The sequence below is a fragment of the Streptomyces sp. NPDC003011 genome (genome assembly GCF_053591515.1).
On record NZ_JBSFTY010000041.1, the window covers coordinates 1 to 16,557 of the forward strand.

General features: G+C 71.1%; 12 protein-coding genes. 4 read left to right on the forward strand and 8 right to left on the reverse strand.

The annotated features are described in order from the left end of the window. Window positions 1-82: 82 nt before the first annotated feature. Window positions 83-643: a transcriptional regulator NrdR gene (gene nrdR / locus ACWD0J_RS21670; protein WP_451497428.1), complete on the reverse strand. Its 561-nt coding sequence runs from the start codon at window positions 641-643 to the stop codon at window positions 83-85. Between the two features lie 562 nt (window positions 644-1,205). Here nrdR and lexA point away from each other — a divergent pair. Then, complete coding sequence (gene lexA / locus ACWD0J_RS21675) at window positions 1,206-1,985, forward strand: transcriptional repressor LexA (protein WP_232031127.1); 780 nt, start codon at window positions 1,206-1,208, stop codon at window positions 1,983-1,985. 158 nt (window positions 1,986-2,143) lie between these two features. Here lexA and ACWD0J_RS21680 read toward each other — a convergent pair whose 3' ends face one another. From ACWD0J_RS21680 to ACWD0J_RS21695, 4 genes are all read right to left on the reverse strand, one after another. After that, window positions 2,144-4,120 carry an ATP-dependent DNA helicase gene (locus ACWD0J_RS21680; protein WP_451497429.1) on the reverse strand — a complete coding sequence of 659 codons (1,977 nt, stop codon included), beginning with the start codon at window positions 4,118-4,120 and terminating at the stop codon, window positions 2,144-2,146. 354 nt (window positions 4,121-4,474) lie between these two features. Further along, a complete protein-coding gene (locus tag ACWD0J_RS21685; protein ID WP_451497430.1) occupies window positions 4,475-5,251 on the reverse strand; it encodes a GNAT family N-acetyltransferase in 777 nt (258 codons plus the stop codon). 171 nt (window positions 5,252-5,422) lie between these two features. Beyond that, window positions 5,423-7,546 (reverse strand): IucA/IucC family protein, encoded by a 2,124-nt coding sequence (locus ACWD0J_RS21690; protein WP_451497431.1) that lies wholly within the window; start codon window positions 7,544-7,546, stop codon window positions 5,423-5,425. Between the two features lie 607 nt (window positions 7,547-8,153). Beyond that, window positions 8,154-9,698, reverse strand: coding sequence for an aminotransferase class III-fold pyridoxal phosphate-dependent enzyme (locus tag ACWD0J_RS21695; protein WP_451497432.1), 1,545 nt, complete (start codon window positions 9,696-9,698; stop codon window positions 8,154-8,156). Window positions 9,699-10,439: 741 nt separating this feature from the next. On the opposite strand from ACWD0J_RS21695, the gene ACWD0J_RS21700 reads away from it, so the two are divergent. Together ACWD0J_RS21700 and ACWD0J_RS21705 are read left to right on the forward strand one after the other, a co-directional pair. Further along, window positions 10,440-10,700, forward strand: coding sequence for a heavy-metal-associated domain-containing protein (locus ACWD0J_RS21700; protein ID WP_451497433.1), 261 nt, complete (start codon window positions 10,440-10,442; stop codon window positions 10,698-10,700). Between the two features lie 113 nt (window positions 10,701-10,813). Next, window positions 10,814-13,099, forward strand: coding sequence for a heavy metal translocating P-type ATPase (locus ACWD0J_RS21705; RefSeq protein ID WP_451497434.1), 2,286 nt, complete (start codon window positions 10,814-10,816; stop codon window positions 13,097-13,099). A gap of 304 nt (window positions 13,100-13,403) precedes the next feature. Here ACWD0J_RS21705 and ACWD0J_RS21710 read toward each other — a convergent pair whose 3' ends face one another. From ACWD0J_RS21710 to ACWD0J_RS21720, 3 genes are all read right to left on the reverse strand, one after another. Continuing rightward, the gene (locus tag ACWD0J_RS21710; protein WP_451497435.1) at window positions 13,404-13,589 is read right to left on the reverse strand and encodes a hypothetical protein; all 186 of its coding nucleotides are present in this window, start codon (window positions 13,587-13,589) and stop codon (window positions 13,404-13,406) included. A gap of 64 nt (window positions 13,590-13,653) precedes the next feature. Next, window positions 13,654-13,848, reverse strand: coding sequence for a hypothetical protein (locus ACWD0J_RS21715; protein ID WP_451497436.1), 195 nt, complete (start codon window positions 13,846-13,848; stop codon window positions 13,654-13,656). A gap of 78 nt (window positions 13,849-13,926) precedes the next feature. Beyond that, window positions 13,927-14,331 (reverse strand): MerR family transcriptional regulator, encoded by a 405-nt coding sequence (locus ACWD0J_RS21720; RefSeq protein ID WP_451497437.1) that lies wholly within the window; start codon window positions 14,329-14,331, stop codon window positions 13,927-13,929. Window positions 14,332-14,811: 480 nt separating this feature from the next. Here ACWD0J_RS21720 and ACWD0J_RS21725 point away from each other — a divergent pair, with 480 nt between their 5' ends. Further along, window positions 14,812-16,284, forward strand: coding sequence for a SulP family inorganic anion transporter (locus ACWD0J_RS21725; protein WP_451497438.1), 1,473 nt, complete (start codon window positions 14,812-14,814; stop codon window positions 16,282-16,284). Window positions 16,285-16,557: the final 273 nt, after the last annotated feature.

Here is a 16,557-nt window from a genome sequence, read left to right on the forward strand (position 1 = left end):
CGAGGGGCCGCTGGTGCGGTGGGTGGCCGACCACCGCAAGCACCACAAGTTCTCCGCCTGAGGCTCCGGTCCGGCCCGCCGGTCAGTCGGCGGCGCGTGCGGGTTCGGGGACCTGAGCAGTCCCTCCGGACCCGCGTTGGTCTTCCTGGCTCCCCGCGACAGTGCCTTCGCGGTCTTCGTCGTCCGCGGCGGGGGGCCCCGTCTGTTCCCTGAGTTCCGCGATGGCGGCCTCGAAGTCCTCGAGCGAGTCGAACGCCCGATAGACGGAGGCGAACCGCAGATAGGCGACGAGATCGAGCTCCTGCAACGGGCCGAGTATGGCCAGCCCCACGTCGTGCGTGGTCAGCTCGGCACTCCCGGTGGCCCGCACCGCCTCCTCGACCCGCTGGCCGAGCTGGGCGAGCGCGTCCTCGGTGACAGGCCGTCCCTGGCATGCCTTGCGCACACCGTTGATGACCTTGGTACGACTGAAAGGCTCGGTGACTCCGGACCGCTTGACCACCATGAGCGAGCACGTCTCCACGGTCGTGAAACGACGGGAGCAGTCAGGACACTGGCGGCGCCTGCGGATCGACGTGCCGTCGTCGGTCGTACGGCTGTCGACGACACGGCTGTCGGGGTGCCTGCAGAAAGGGCAGTGCATGAACTCCAACCCTCCTCACAGCAGACTCAATAGCCTCAGAAAGCCTCTCCGGCCCCATGAAGCAGCCCCAGCATAGGCGATCGTCGAGGGCGCGAAGACCCGGGGGACCACAACTTCTGGGCTGCTGCCGCAATCCAACCACTACATGTGGGGATTGGCTCATACATACACACCGTACGCGCGTGTCGCTCGCGTAGAGGCGTGTGCCCCGGGCCCGCCCACCCACACCGCACCCACGCGCGCACAGCCGTATCGCTTCGCCACATGCGGAGATAGCGTGGGCGCCGCACGGAGGGCACGTGCGGTTCCCGCACAGATGGGGGCCGGTCCCCGGCCGGCACGACCGCGGATGGCAGACTGGGGCGGCACCCACGAGGTCGCCACCCCGGCGGTGAAGAGTACAACAATGAGCCCTTTTGCCTGCTAGGTGCCGCGTCAGCCATACACCCAGACTCATGATCAAGTCAGGCTATCCGCCTTTTTTCACTCGAACGTGTGTTTGGCGCAACCTTTCGAAAGCAACTACCGTTGTCCAGCAGGGAGACCATCGAGAGGGGCCGACGTGACCACCACCGCAGACAGTGCCACCATCACTGCCCAGGACCGCTCCCAGGGCCGACTTGAGCCGGTGCATGCGATGAACGAAGCCACGAATCCCGAGGGGCACAAGCGCTCCCTGCCGGGCCGACCTCCAGGCATCCGGGCGGACAGCTCCGGACTCACCGACCGGCAACGCCGGGTGATCGAGGTCATCAGGGACTCGGTGCAGCGGCGCGGCTACCCGCCGTCGATGCGGGAGATCGGACAAGCCGTCGGCCTGTCCAGCACCTCTTCCGTCGCCCACCAGCTGATGGCACTGGAGCGCAAGGGCTTCCTGCGCCGCGACCCGCACCGGCCGCGCGCGTACGAGGTACGCGGCTCGGACCAGGCGTCGTCGGCGCAGCCCACCGACACCGCCGGCAAGCCCGCCGCGTCCTACGTCCCCCTGGTCGGCCGCATCGCCGCCGGTGGCCCGATCCTCGCGGAGGAGTCCGTCGAGGACGTCTTCCCGCTGCCCCGGCAGTTGGTCGGTGACGGTGAGCTGTTCGTCCTCAAGGTCGTCGGCGACTCCATGATCGAGGCCGCGATCTGTGACGGAGACTGGGTCACCGTCCGCCGCCAGCCGGTCGCCGAGAACGGTGACATCGTGGCCGCGATGCTCGACGGTGAGGCCACCGTCAAGCGCTTCAAGCGCGAGGACGGCCACGTCTGGCTCCTCCCGCACAACTCTGCCTACGAGCCGATCCCGGGCGACGACGCGACCATCCTCGGCAAGGTGGTGGCAGTGCTGCGCCGCGTGTGACGGCTGCGGCGGGCCGGCCCTCGAAGGCCGCCCTCTGACCGGGCCCCGGGACCCCTGCGCCGGTTCCGGGGCCCTGTGTTTTCTGGCTTCGGCGTCGATCGAGGCCCCAGCCGCTTCGGGCCCGGCAAGCTACCGCTTGCCGGGCCCGAAGCGCCGTGTCAGTCGGTTTCCGTCTGCTTCGCAGCCGCGTCGATCGCTGCCAGCGACTTCCGTACCTGGTGACGGTCAGTGGTGTACCAGAAGTCCGGCAGTGACGCCTTCAGATAGCTCCCGTACCGCGCGGTAGCCAGCCGTTGGTCGAGGACGGCGACGACGCCACGGTCCCCCGACGCGCGGACGAGGCGGCCGGCACCCTGCGCCATGAGCAGCGCCGCGTGAGTGGCGGCGACCGCCATGAAGCCGTTGCCTCCGGCCTCCTCCACGGCCTTCTGGCGGGCGCTCATCAGCGGGTCGTCCGGCCGGGGGAACGGGATCTTGTCCATGACGACCAACTGGCAGCTGGGTCCGGGGACGTCGACGCCCTGCCAGAGCGACAGCGTGCCGAAGAGGCAGGTCTTCGGATCCGCCGCGAAGTTTTTGATCAGTTCGCCGAGTGTCTCCTCGCCCTGCAGGAGGATCGGGAACTCGGGGATGCGGGAGCGCAGTTCCTCCGCGGCCAGCTGGGCGCCCCGCATCGAGGAGAACAGGCCGAGCGTGCGGCCGCCGGCCGCCTCGATCAGCTCGGTGAGTTCGTCGAGCATGTCCGCGCGGTCGCCGTCCCGCGCGGGGCGCGCCAAATGTTTGGCGACGTACAGGATGCCCTGCCGGGGATAGTCGAAGGGCGAGCCGACGTCGACGCCCTTCCACTGCGGAACGTCCTCGCCTTCCGTGCCCTCGGGGGCGAGGCCGAGCGAAGCGCCGACGCCGTTGAAGTCGCCGCCGAGTTTGAGAGTCGCGGACGTCAGGACCACCGAGCGGTCCGCGAAGAGTTTCTCCCTCAGCAGGCCCGACACGGACATGGGGGCGACGCGCAGGGAGGCGCCGAAGCGGTCGTGCCGCTCGTACCAGACGACGTCCCACTCGGAGCCGTTCGTGATCCGCTCCGCCACGTCGTGCACGCTCTCCACGGAGGCCAGCGCCTGCTTGCGGACCGCGTCCTCGTCCTGGACGGACTTGTCGCGGGTGGCGCCGATCCCGGAGATCACGGTGCGGCAGGCATCCCGCAGTGCCATGAGCGCGTAGCCGAGATCCTCCGGGATCTCCTCAAGGCGGCCCGGCAGCGCCAGTTCCATCAGCCGCTCGAAGCCCTCGGCGGCGGTCTGGAGCTGGTCGGCCGCCTTCTCGTTGACCAGCTTCGCGGCGCGGCGCACCGCGCGGTTGACCTGGCCGGGCGTGAGCTCACCGGTGGCCACTCCGGTGACCCGGGAGACGAGTTCGTGCGCCTCGTCGACGATCAGCACCTCGTGCTGCGGAAGGACCGGGGCGCCTTCGATCGCGTCGATCGCGAGCAGCGCGTGGTTGGTGACGACGACGTCGGCGAGTTTGGCGCGCTCGCGGGACATCTCGGCGAAGCACTCGGCGCCGTACGCGCACTTCGTGGCGCCCAGGCACTCGCGCGAGGAGACCGACACCTGGGCCCAGGCGCGGTCGGAGACACCGGGCGTGAGGTTGTCACGGTCGCCCGTCTCGGTCTCGTCCGACCATTCCCGCAGCCGCAGCAGGTCCTGGCCCAGCTTGCTGGTGGGCGCAGCGGCCTCGAACTGATCGAAGAGGCCCTCCTCCTCGTCCTGCGGGACGCCCTCGTGCAGGCGGTGCAGACAGAGGTAGTTCGACCGGCCCTTGAGCATCGCGAACTCCGGGCGACGGCGCAGCAGCGGGTGCAGCGACTCGACCGTGCGGGGCAGGTCCCGCTCCACCAGCTGGCGCTGCAGGGCGAGGGTGGCGGTCGCTACGACGACGCGCTCCCCGTGCGCGAGCGCGGGCACGAGATAACCCAGCGACTTTCCGGTGCCGGTGCCGGCCTGGACCAGCAGATGGGAGCCGTCGTCGATCGCGTTCGCGACGGCTTCGGCCATGGTCACCTGGCCAGGGCGCTCCGTGCCGCCGACGGCGGTGACGGCAGCGTGCAGGAGTTCAGGGAGTGAGGGCTTCGTCATAGCGCGACCACCCTACGGCCCGGCACTGACAAACGGGCGGTCACGGCGGGGACGAGGGATGGGATCAAGACCGGGTGCTCCTCGCGAGGGATCGGATCGGTCCGGCGGCGGCCGGGGTTGGCGGGTTCGGGACGGGGCCGGATCGCTTGCGGGCCGGGGGCGCTTCGTTTTCGTCCGGTGAGGGATCGGCCGGGCGCAGGCGGGGCTCGACTGTCGCGGAGATCACGCCGGTCAGGGCAGAGGTCGTGGGGTTGTGTACGGCTGAGATCGACTCGGCTAAAAATCGGTTCGGCGCGAGTGGGAACCGGACCGGCGCGCGACACGTACTAAAAGTGTCGACGCTGTGACGTGGCGTTACAGGAGAGGGGGCAAGGACCGGTCTCGAAGCATGAGGGCGGCCCGCTTGGCGGGCAGATCGACCTCGGCGGAGAAGCGGAATCCGGCCCTGCGGAAGGCGGCGATGGAGGGCATGTTGCGAAAGTCGGGTTCCGCGACGACGCGGGCACAGGACGAGCGTCTGTCGAGCACGAGATCGGCGACGGCTTTGAGCAGTGCGCTGCCAAGACCTTTCCCCCGGTCGGCGGCATCGCCGACGAGGAGGTGGATACCGGTGTCGTGTGGGCGCGCGGAATAGTGACGGGCCAGTGGATCGAGGTCCGCGCGGTAGATCTCCCAGTAGCTCATCGGCGTGCCTTCCAGCACACCGAGACACGGAACGCTGCGTCCGTCGCCGTCGAGTTGGGTCCGCAGGTGCTCCTCGGTGACGGTCCGATCCCCGGCCAGCTCCCAGAACTCCGCGACGGCGGGGTCGTTCATCCAGCGGCTGACGAGCGGTAGGTCCCGTTCGACGCGGACGGGGACGAGGCGGAACGTGCCCGCCGGGGTGGCGACGGCTCCCCAGTCGGCGATGTGGCCGAGCAGGTCCTGGGCTGCCGGGAGGACGGGAGCGGTCCGTGCGCCGGCCACGGTAGGGGTCATGTCCTCACGGTCCGGGCCGTTCGGGTGGACGCCGTCCCCGCGTACGCCCGAGTCGGTGCTGCTTTCGCCCGTCCCGGGTCGCGCGTCGACTCCGGTGCCACCGACGGAGGCGGTGATGGTGGCGCCGGTGGTGTTCGCGTCGGCGGGGGGCACGGCGGCGCTCCTCTCAAGCTGCGGAGTTCAAGCTGCGGAGTCGGTCACGTTCTTCGAAGTGAAGGGGGTGGGTGGTGGTCGGGCGAACCGGTCAGGAGCACGGCAGGTTGGCGGTGGTCGGACGTACCACTCAGGATCGCGGGGCCCACGGGCGGTGGTCGGACATACCGCTCAGGCGTGCAGAGGGTTGGCGATGGTGACGTAGACGGACTGGGTGTCCACCGGGCCGACCAGTTCGTCGAGGCCGTGCACGCGGGTCAGCAGGTTGGCCTTGCAGCGCAGGGCGGGTGAGTCGAGCAGGCGGGCGGGCAAGGGACTGCGCGGGCGGGAGGGACCGGAGGTGACTGTCCGGAGGAAGCATCGGAATGCGGCGAGCAGCAGCCGTTCGTCGGCCAGACGCTGGGAGCCGAACGCGCCGATGAGACCGAAGACGTTGTTGATCGCGAGGTAGTACGCGAAACGCTCGTCGGTGACCTCGTCGGAGACGAAGGTGTCGCTGTGTTCGCCGATGCCGGGCAGCCGGGCGTCGAGTTCCGTACGTCGGGACTCGCGGAAGTAGTAGCCCTGGTTGTCGCGGTAACGGCCGCCGACGGGCCAGCCGTCGCCGTCCAGCAGGAGCAGCGTGTTCTGCTGGTGCGCCTCCAGGGCGATTCCGGCCGCCGCGTCCAGCCACAGCACCGGACGGACCACCTGTTCGAGGTAGCGCAGGAACCACTCGGTGGCAACGGCTTCCCGGGGGCGGCCGGTCCGGCCGGCAAGCCGGGTGATGACCTCGGCCAGGCGGGATCGCAGAACCGGCCGGTCAGCGGTCCGGCGTTCGGTGGCGGCTGGTGCGGCCTGCGGGCGGAGCGACACGAGTCCGGCGATGCAGGAGACGCTGTCCGAGGGGCTGAACGGGTTGTGCCGGATCATCACGTCCAGTCCGGGCACGGGGTTGCCGTCGGGTCCGTCCACGGCGAGCCAGGCCGGGTCACGGACGATGTCGAACCCGGGGTGGGCGGCCCGCCACTGCTGGAACAGGCCACCGCGGAGCAGCCGGTGGACCTCCACACCGCGGTGAAGTTCCTTGCGGAGGTTCTCACGACGGGAGTTGGTGATGCGCAGGCCCAGCGACAGCTTGAGCATGGCGGGGGAACCGGAGCGGTGGACGGTTCGTAGAGAGGAGGTGGGGTGCCATGGAACGCCGTGGGCGCCGAGGTCCCTCAGGAGTCCGGCGTCGAGCAGGGCCGCGACCTCGGGGCGGTGCAGGACCTCGCGCAGTTGCCATGGATGCAGGGGCAGGGCCGCGTGAGCGTCGGGCAGCGGCAGTCCGGTTGCGGCCAGACGTGCGGTGAGCTGATCGGCGGGGACGAGGCGGCCACGTTCGGTCCAGGCGGAGTCGGTGGCGAGTACGGAGGGGGCGACAGCCATCCAGTGCAAAGGAAAGGAGCCGCGCAGCTCGGGCGAGTACAGCCGGGCTTCGGCTTCGGAGAGAGCCTCGCGGCTCTTCGGGGTCGGGTGCAGGGGGTGTCCGAGCACGAGCGCCTGTTCGGCGGCGAGGAAGAGGTCGCAGACGTCGGCGGGATGCTTCCTTCGCTCGCTCAGGATGGCACCGGTTCGGCGGACGGAGTCGGCCACGCGTGCGACGAGGTCGGCGGCGCCGGCGGCCGGCTGGGCGAGGGCCCGGGCGGTGACTGCGGGAGCGGCTGCACCGGTCACGGGAAAGGTCGTGCCTGTCGAAGGGGTGGCCGTGGATGCAATCGCGGGGGTGATCGTGGCGGAGCCGGGAGGTACCTGGATCGCGAGCGGTGCACGGGGGCTGGCGATCGACTCCGGGGTCTTGGCGGTATGGCCGGCTGGCCCGAGGTCCGGGCGGGGGGCTGGGGTGCTCGGCGTCTTCCGGGGGAGCGGTGTCTCTCCGCTGAGCGGTGTCCGCTCGGCGAGCGGTGTCTTTTCGGTCAGTGGTGTCTCTTCGGTCAGCGGTGTCTCTTCGGTCTTGTCGGTGAGCGCTGCCTCTCTGGCGAGCAGTGCGGCGACCGTTACCGCGTCGGCCGGCGGGGACTCAGCGGGAGTCCCCGCCAGGGACGGGAGACCGAAGCGGTGCCATCCCGTCGGGGACCAGTAGCGGACGGGCGCGAGGAGGGCCGTTCCGCTGGCCGGGAGCGGGATGCGGAGGATGCCGTTGTCGGGGGCGGGGAGATGGGCCTCGCGTACCCAGCATCGCAACAGGTTCTCCACGCCCGCGGCCTCAGCTGCGGCGTGCGGGTCGGGATGCTCCAGGGGGTCGGGGCCGGCGGCGCGCAGCGACTCGGCCACCGGGTTGCCTCCCTGGGCATGGGATGTCTCTTGCGGTGCGGGGCTGCCGTCCAGCCCTGGTGAGGCCGCGCTTTGGAGCGAGGGCTCCGTCGTGCGTCGTTCGGTCGACGTGGCGGTCGGGGCGGGGCCGACGGGTGCCGCCTGGCGGGGGACCCTTTCGTCGGCGGAGCACGGCAGGGCCGCGCCGGACGAGCCGGGTGAGGGGAGGACTGCGGGGGCAATGCCGTCTGGGCCGGAGCTGGTGTTCAAGGCATGTTCCTCGGGGTGGTTCTGGCTCGTGCGGGCGGGACGTGTCGGCGCCGTGCCGGAGCAGGGACACGCGCTGGGTTCGGGTGTTGCAGACGTCGGGGAGTGTGTTCGGAGGTGAGCGATGTTCGGGGTACGTCAGTCGGCGAAGGGCGGGCGGAGCACGTCTGCTCGGTCGTACGAGTCGGCGTGGGTGGGCGAGTTCGTGAGCGCGCAGGAGCTGGCGGAGGCGCGGACCTGGGGGCCCACGCGTGCGCACCAGGTCCCTTGCACACGCAAGACGAGGCAGGCACATGGGTTCTTGCGGACGCAGGAGTCCGCGTGGACGTACGGGCGCGAAGCCCCCGCACCGCGCGTCCGGTCACCCTGGGCGCTGCTGGTCGCCATGGACGTGGCTGCGGGCCACCGTCTCCACCGCGTCGGCCAGGCGTTCCAGCACCGCGGTCGCCTGCTCGTCGCTGATCGTCAGCGGCGGAAGCAGCCGCACGACGCTCGCGTGACGGCCGCCGAGCTCGACGATCAGGCCACGGCGCAGGCACTCCCGCTGCACAGCGGCCGCGAGTTCTGGAGCAGCCGGGCGAGGCGCGGTGGTGGCGACGCGGGGCATCTTCGGACTCACGCCGACACCACCCGCGCGGCCTGCCCAAAGCGCCCTGTCGCCACCGGTATCACTGGCACCGTCGCCGATCTCACCGGCACCGCCAGCGCCGCCAGCGCCGCCATCACCGTCGGACTCGCCGGCGCCGCCACGTCCACCGCTCTCGGCACCTCTCTGCCTCTCCGCCGTGTCCACCATCTCCACGCCGATCATCAGTCCCCGCCCCCGTACTTCCCCGATCATCGGGAACCGGTCCGCCAGTTCCCGGAGTTGGATGAGCATGCGGGAGCCCAGCGTGGCCGCGCGTTCGGCGAGGCGGTTCTCGCGGACGTAGGCCAAGGTCGCCGTTCCCGCGGCCATGGCGAGTTGGTTGCCGCGGAACGTGTCCCCGTGGGCGCCGCATTCCTCTACGTCGAGGTCGTCGCGGTACACGACGACGGCCAAGGGCAGGCTGCCTCCGATGGCCTTCGAGAGGACCATCACATCAGGGGTGACGCCGCTGTGCTCCACCGCCCAGAAGGCGCCGGTGCGACCGATGCCGGTCTGGACCTCGTCGGCGATCAGGGGGATGGACCGTGCGGCGGTGATCTGCCGGACGCGTCGCATCCACTCGTCCGGCGCGGGAAGCACCCCGCCCTCGTCCTGCACGGGTTCGAGGATCATCCCGGCGGGCAGTGGCACCCCCGACTGGGGGTCGTCGAGAACGGACTCGGTCCAGCGGGCGGCGAGTTCAGCACCGCGCTCGCCGCCGACGCCGAACGGACAGCGGTAGTCCTGCGGATAGGGCAGGCGCGCGACCCGTACGTCGAAAGCGTTCCCGGACGCCTCCAGTGCCCCGGTGGTGATCCCGTGGTGGGCGCCGGTGAAGGCGCACAGGCCGCTCCGGCCGGTCGCGGAACGGACGAGCTCGAACGCGGCCCCGACGGCGTCCGTTCCGGCCGGCCCGCAGAACCGCACCCGGGCGTGGTCGGCGAGTCCCCGCGGCAGGGTGCGGAACAGTTCGGTGAGGAAGGCGTCCTTGACGGGGGTCGCCAGACCGAAGGCGTGCAGCGGTGCGCCCGAGTCGAGGACCTTGCGGATCGCTTCCAGGACCACGGGGTGGTTGTGCCCGAGGGCCAGGGTTCCCGCGCCCGAGAGGCAGTCCAGGTAGCGGCGCCCGTCCGCACCCTCGATGGTCAGCCCGCGTGCTCGCACCGGGACGATCGGCAGGGCACGCGCGTAGGTGCGCGCCGCCGGCTCGCGCGCCGGCTGACGCCTCAGGCCTCCCTCGTACGGCGAACGCGCCCCTGCGGGCGCCCCGGCACCCACCTCAGTGCGCCCCGCTTCAGCACACCTCCTGGCAACCTCTCCGGCCTTGTCGGCCCCGCCGGCCACTTCGGAGGCAGCGGCATCGGCATCAGTCGCATGTCCGAGTACGGTGTGCGCGCCCTCTTCAGGAGCAGAGGCGCCGGCAACGTCAGGTGTCGCGGCGCCGGTCCCCTCCGTCGCGGCCACCGCGGCCTTCCCTGGCACCATCTCGGTCACGGTTTTCCCCGTCCTCCCGCTGTCCAGGGCGTGCGGTCTCTCGCGTTCTCGCCCGACCCGACATACGCAACCCCGCGAGCCTTCACTCGACATCGCCGGGATTTGGGCATGGGGATCGGAACGACCACCATCGGCACCAAGCCCCCAGCGCTACCAACCCCGGGTCGCCCACGGGGTTACGGGTTGCCTCAAGATCCTTGCCGTGCTGGGACGGGACGCTGCGGCCTCATTGCGCAGGCGGTCGCGGATCGGACCTGTCTGCTCGGCACCGGCGGACCGGCCGGACATCACCTCCTGGACACCGCCCGTCGCGGCCGGGGCGAAGCGGTTGATGGTCCGGTCCTGGTCGACGGGCATCACATTCCGCCCCCGCTCGGCCACGGGGCACAGAAAGAATCCCGCACGCGGGGTCTCACTTCAGGAATACCCCGAGGGGGTATATGGTTGACCTCGACGGGATGTAAGGGGACGGACTCCTCCCGCCTCCCGGAAGCAGACCACGCATCGACACCTGAGGAAGAAGCCATGACCGACCAGAAGAACCCCGGCACCACGGCCGACGGCCAGGGCAGTGGCGTCACCACCGTCTACAAGGTGTCCGGCATGACCTGCGGCCACTGCGAGGGCGCGGTCTCGCAGGAAGTGTCCGCGCTGGACGGCGTCGCCGCGGTCCAGGCCGACGCCAAGACGGGTGAAGTGACCGTCACCTCCGCCGGCCCGCTCGACGAAGAGGCCGTCCGCGCCGCCGTCGACGAGGCGGGTTACGAGCTCGTCGGCACGGTGTGACCCCGTCCGGGCACCCGACCCCGGACCGGACCACGCGATGACCTCCGCGCCGGGATGTGCCGCTCCGCTGATACGGACGCCGTACGTCCCGGCCCTCCCCAGGAGAATCCCCCATGCCCAGCACCGTTCCCGAGAAGACGCGTCCCGGCACGGCACCCGCGTCCGCCCCTGAGGTCGAGCTCTCCATCGGCGGCATGACCTGCGCCTCGTGCGCGGCCCGTATCGAGAAGAAGCTCAACCGCATGGACGGCGTCACGGCGACCGTCAACTTCGCCACCGAGAAGGCGAAGATCTCCTACTCGGACGGGATCGAGGTGGCCGACCTCATCGCCACCGTCGAGAAGACCGGATACACGGCGAAGGAGCCGCCTGTGCCCGCGCCCCCGGCCGGTGAGGAGGGCGACGTCCGGTCGGCCGCCCCTGCCGCGGACGGGGAGTTGCTCTCCCTGCGGCAGCGGCTGTTCGTGTCGCTCGCGCTCTCGGTACCGGTCGTCCTGATGGCGATGGTCCCGGCCCTGCAGTTCGACAACTGGCAGTGGCTGTCGCTGACGCTCGCCGCTCCGGTCGTCGTCTGGGGCGCGTTCCCCTTCCACACGGCGGCCTGGACGAATGTCCGGCACGGTGGCGCGACCATGGACACGCTGGTGTCCATCGGTACGCTCGCCGCCCTGGGCTGGTCGCTGTGGGCGCTGTTCTTCGGGGACGCCGGGATGCCGGGCATGCGGCACGGGTTCGAATTCACCATCACCCGCTCGGACGGCTCGTCGTCCATCTATCTGGAGGCCGCGGCCGGCGTCACCACGTTCATTCTTGCCGGGCGCTATCTGGAGACGAGGTCCAAGCGCAAGGCGGGTGCCGCGCTCCGGGCGCTGCTGGAGCTGGGCGTGAGGGACGTGTCGGTACTGCGGGGCGGCACGGAGGTACGTATCCCGGTCGCCCAGTTGGCGGTCGGTGACCGGTTCGTCGTACGCCCCGGGGAGAAGATCGCGACCGACGGGACCGTCGTCGAAGGCGTGTCGGCGGTGGACGCCTCCATGCTGACCGGCGAGTCCGTGCCGGTGGACGTGGCCGTCGGCGACGCGGTGACCGGGGCGACCGTGAACGCCGGCGGACGCCTGGTCGTCGAGGCGACCCGGGTCGGCGCCGACACCCAGCTCGCCCACATGGCGAAACTCGTCGAGGACGCGCAGAACGGGAAGGCCGAGGTACAGCGTCTCGCGGACCGGATCTCAGGCGTCTTCGTGCCCGTCGTACTGCTGATCGCCGTCGCCACCCTCGGGGCCTGGCTCGGCGTCACGGGTGACGTGACCGCCGCGTTCACGGCCGCCGTGGCCGTCCTGATCATCGCCTGCCCGTGCGCCCTCGGGCTCGCGACGCCGACCGCACTGATGGTCGGCACGGGCCGCGGCGCCCAGCTCGGCATCCTCATCAAGGGTCCGGAGGTCCTGGAGTCGACACGCCGCGTCGACACCGTCGTCCTCGACAAGACCGGCACGGTGACCACGGGCCGGATGCAGTTGCAGGACGTCTTCACGGCGCGCGGAACGGACAAGGCCGAACTGCTGCGGCTGGCGGGCGCGCTGGAGCACGCCTCCGAGCACCCCATCGCCCGGGCCGTAGCGGCCGGGGCAGTGGAGCGGGCCGGGGGCCTGCCCGTGCCGGAGAACTTCGAGAACGTCGCGGGTCTCGGGGTCCAGGGCGTCGTCGACGGGCACGCCGTCCTCGTCGGGCGCGAGAAGCTCCTGACGGAGTGGGCCATCGAGCTGCCCCGGGACCTGGCCGAGGCCAAGGCCGCCGCGGAGGCGGAGGGACGTACGGCGGTCGTCGTCGCCTGGGACGGCCAGGCGCGCGGTGTCCTGACCGTCGCCGACGCCATCAAGGAGACCAGTGCCGAGGCGGTGGCAGAGCTGCGCCGGCTGGGTCTGACGCCCGTGCTCCTGACCGGCGACAACCGGACGGTCGCCGAGTCGGTGGCCGGGGCCGTCGGTATCGACGAGGTCATCGCCGACGTCCTGCCGCAGGACAAGGTCGATGTGGTCAAGCGACTCCAGTCCGAGGGCCGGACGGTCGCGATGGTCGGCGACGGCGTCAACGACGCGGCCGCCCTCGCGCAGGCCGACCTGGGCCTGGCCATGGGCACCGGCACCGACGCGGCCGTCGAGGCGGGCGACCTGACTCTCGTCCGCGGCGACCTGCGGGTCGCGGCGGACGCCATCCGCCTGTCCCGCAGGACCCTGGCCATCATCAAGGGCAACCTGTTCTGGGCCTTCGGTTACAACGTCGCGGCCCTGCCGCTTGCCGCCGCCGGCCTGCTCAACCCCATGATCGCCGGTGCCGCGATGGCCTTCTCCTCGGTGTTCGTCGTCACCAACAGCCTCCGCCTTCGGTCCTTCACGTAGCGCGGACGGCGACGATCACGCACCGCGAGCCGGCCGACCTGGAGAGGGCCGGCCCGCCGAGGGCCGCGTGAAGACAGGCGGCACCGACAACCTCCGGTCCCCCGAAGCCGGGCAACTCCAGAGCATCTGCGGCCGGCTCCCACGGCTGCGGGCTGCGGGCTGGCGGGCTGCGGGCTGCGGGCTGCGGGCTGCGGGCTGCGGGCTGCGGGCTGCGGGCTGCGGGCTGCGGGCTGGACAGGGTCAGCCCTGTGCCGACGTGCCGTCCCTCACGCCTGGGCGCCGCGTACAGCTGGATGTTCGCGGCCTACAGGGCGGGGAGGACCAGCCGGCCCTGGTCCGCGAGCGCGCACAGGGCACCGGCCACGGCGGGGTGTTGCCCTTCCGGGTCCTGCTCGTGCCACCCCCGCCCGACTTCGGGGAAGCGGTGCTGCTCCGGGCGTTCATCCCTTGGCAGCGGGACGCGGCGCCGGTGCCGCCCCGCTGCTGCCATCGCCGATCTTCCGGCACCGGGCCCGCACGGTCGGTGACGTGCCCATCTGGCGGGGCATTCGCGCTCATCCCGGCGGCGGCGTTCGTGGTCGTGCAGCACCGGCAGCAGTTCGTCCTCGGCCATCGACACCGCCGCCCTCCAGCTCGGCGCGGCGGCCGGCGTAGCGCCGTAACAGCCAGTCGGCCCGGTCGATCAGCCGCCGGGCCACCGGGTTCGGCGCCGTCGTCACCGTCACCGTCACCGCCAGCAGGAACGGCAACCGCAGCCCCAGCGTTCAACGCCCAGCGGCCAGCGGCCAGCGGCCAGCGGCCAGCGGCCAGCGGCCAGCGGAACCGTGTCAGATGGTGAAAGGCCGAGAGAGACGCTCCGCCAGCGTGGCCGCGAACTCCTCGGCGCGGGCCAGCTGGGTGCGCAGGTCCGCCACCCGCTGCTGTGCCGCCTGTTCGAAACCGCGCAGTCGCTCCAGCAGCCGCTCGCGCTCCGCGGACGGCAGGTCCTCGCCCGAGTCCAGGCGCTCCGTGGCGTCCAGCAGGGCACGCATCTCGTCCAGGGTGAAGCCGAGCGGCTTCATGCGGCGGATGACCATCAGGCGAGCGACATCGGCCTCGGTGTAGAGGCGGAAGCCGCCCTGAGAGCGGGCGGAGGGAATGACGAGACCGGTGTCCTCGTAGTGCCGGATGGTGCGCAGCGACAGTTCGGTCCGGGCGGCGACCTCGCCGATCTGCATGTGCTCGCTGCTCACGCGGGTGCCTTCCTCGTCTCTCGCTGCGGGCGCGGACGACCGGCGCCGATCTCTACCCTAACGTTAGGGTAGAGTTGCCGCGTGTCCGGATCGGCTGCCCGCCGTGTCCGTTCCGATGGTGCGGGGCGCCCTCCCGTGACCGTCAGCCGTGTCGGGGCCGACGAAGCCCCCGGCGAAGACCGTGGTCCGCAGGAGAGAGCGTGCGCATGTCCGCGATGCCCGGCGCCGCCACCTGTCCGCCGTGACCCTTCGCCCCCGAGCAACCCTTCGAGCAGCCCTTCGCCTCCGACCAGCGTCGCCCGATCGCCTCGCGGATCGCTTCGCTGCCGCTCCCTGATGCCGGTCCGCCGCCGGCGGACTCCGTGGATCGCCGCCCCGATCCTCCACGCCTTCCCGCGTGCCCGCCGTGATGCCGGGTGTGCCCGAGCACGACAGGTTCCTCTCGTTTTGTCACCCACCGCATCGTCCCCGGCCGCGTGGATGCGCGGCACCCGGCGTCCGTCCTGGCTGTCCGACCCGAAGGTGCTGCGCACCGAGGTGCTGGCCGGTCTCGTGGTCGCCCTGGCGCTGATCCCGGAGGCGATCTCGTTCTCGATCATCGCCGGGGTCGACCCGGCCATCGGTCTGTTCGCCTCGTTCACCATGGCCGTGACCATCGCGGTCGTCGGCGGCCGGCCCGCCATGATCTCCGCGGCCACCGGCGCGGTCGCGCTGGTCATCGCCCCGCTCAACCGTGAGCACGGCTTCGGTTACCTGGTCGCGGCCGTGATCCTCGCCGGCGTCATCCAGATCGTCCTCGGCGCGCTGGGCGTGGCGAAGCTGATGCGGTTCGTGCCACGCAGCGTGATGGTCGGCTTCGTCAACTCGCTCGCCGTCCTGATCTTCATGGCCCAGGTGCCGGAGATGACGGACGTGCCCTGGCCCGTCTATCCACTCATCGCCGCCGGGCTGGCGCTCATGGTGTTCTTCCCGAAGGTCACCACGGTGATCCCGGCGCCGCTGGTGTCGATCGTCATCCTCACCGTCCTCACGGTGGCGGCCGGCATCGCGGTGCCGACCGTGGGAGACAAGGGCGACCTGCCGTCCGCGCTGCCGGTACCGGGCCTGCCCGACGTGCCGTTCACCCTGGACACGCTGACGACTGTCGCACCGTACGCGCTCGCCATGGCCCTGGTCGGCCTGATGGAGTCGTTGATGACGGCCAAGCTGGTCGACGAGATCACCGACACCCGCTCCTCCAAGACCCGTGAGTCCGTCGGCCAGGGCGTCGCCAACATCGTCACCGGCTTCTTCGGCGGCATGGGCGGCTGCGCGATGATCGGCCAGACGATGATCAACGTCCGGGTGTCCGGTGCCCGCACCCGGCTGTCCACATTCCTCGCCGGGGCGTTCCTGATGGTGCTGTGCATCGTCTTCGGGCCGGTCGTCTCCGACATTCCCATGGCCGCGCTGGTCGCGGTGATGGTCATGGTGTCGGTGGCCACCTTCGACTGGCACTCCATCGCTCCGAAGACGTTGCAGCGGATGCCCGCCGGAGAGATCACCGTCATGGTGGTCACCGTCGCGTGCGTCGTCGCCACCCACAACCTCGCCGTCGGCGTCGTCGTCGGCTCGCTGACCGCCATGGTCATCTTCGCCAGGCGCGTCGCCCACCTCGCCGAGGTCACCGCCGACCTCGACCCCGACGGCGGCACCGTCGTCTACCGGGTGACGGGAGAACTGTTCTTCGCCTCCTCCAACGACCTCGTCGGCCAGTTCGCGTACACCAGCGATCCCGACAGGGTCGTCATCGACCTGTCCGCCGCCCACATCTGGGACGCCTCCTCCGTCGCCGCCCTGGACGCCGTCGAGACCAAATACGCTCAGCGCGGCAAGACCGTCGAGATCATCGGGCTGAACGAGCCCAGCGCCCGGATCCACAAGACGCTCAGCGGCGAACTCACCAGCCACTGACCGGCGTACGCGCCATCGGGTCCGCCGACGCATGGGCGGCCGGGGGGCAGGACCAGGGCCACATGCGTGAGCGGGGACCGCGCGGACCGCGCGGACCGCACGGACAGCGGGGACCGCACGGACAGCGGGGACCGCACGGACAGCGGGGACCGCACGGACAGCGGGGACAGCGGGGACAGCGGGGACACGGACAGCTGCGCGGCCGGGGCTGTGGACAGAGGCGTAGCCGGAATCGGCGACAGACGCGAGGACCGCAGACGCCGACACCCACAC

Bases quoted from the DNA above. Each gene is read 5' to 3' on its own strand.
- nrdR (WP_451497428.1), bottom strand. From the start codon at position 643: ATGCACTGCCCTTTCTGCAGGCACCCCGACAGCCGTGTCGTCGACAGC.
- ACWD0J_RS21680 (WP_451497429.1), bottom strand. From the start codon at position 4,120: ATGACGAAGCCCTCACTCCCTGAACTCCTGCACGCTGCCGTCACCGCC.
- ACWD0J_RS21700 (WP_451497433.1), top strand. From the start codon at position 10,440: ATGACCGACCAGAAGAACCCCGGCACCACGGCCGACGGCCAGGGCAGT.
- ACWD0J_RS21705 (WP_451497434.1), top strand. From the start codon at position 10,814: ATGCCCAGCACCGTTCCCGAGAAGACGCGTCCCGGCACGGCACCCGCG.
- ACWD0J_RS21710 (WP_451497435.1), bottom strand. From the start codon at position 13,589: ATGGCAGCAGCGGGGCGGCACCGGCGCCGCGTCCCGCTGCCAAGGGAT.
- ACWD0J_RS21725 (WP_451497438.1), top strand. From the start codon at position 14,812: ATGCGCGGCACCCGGCGTCCGTCCTGGCTGTCCGACCCGAAGGTGCTG.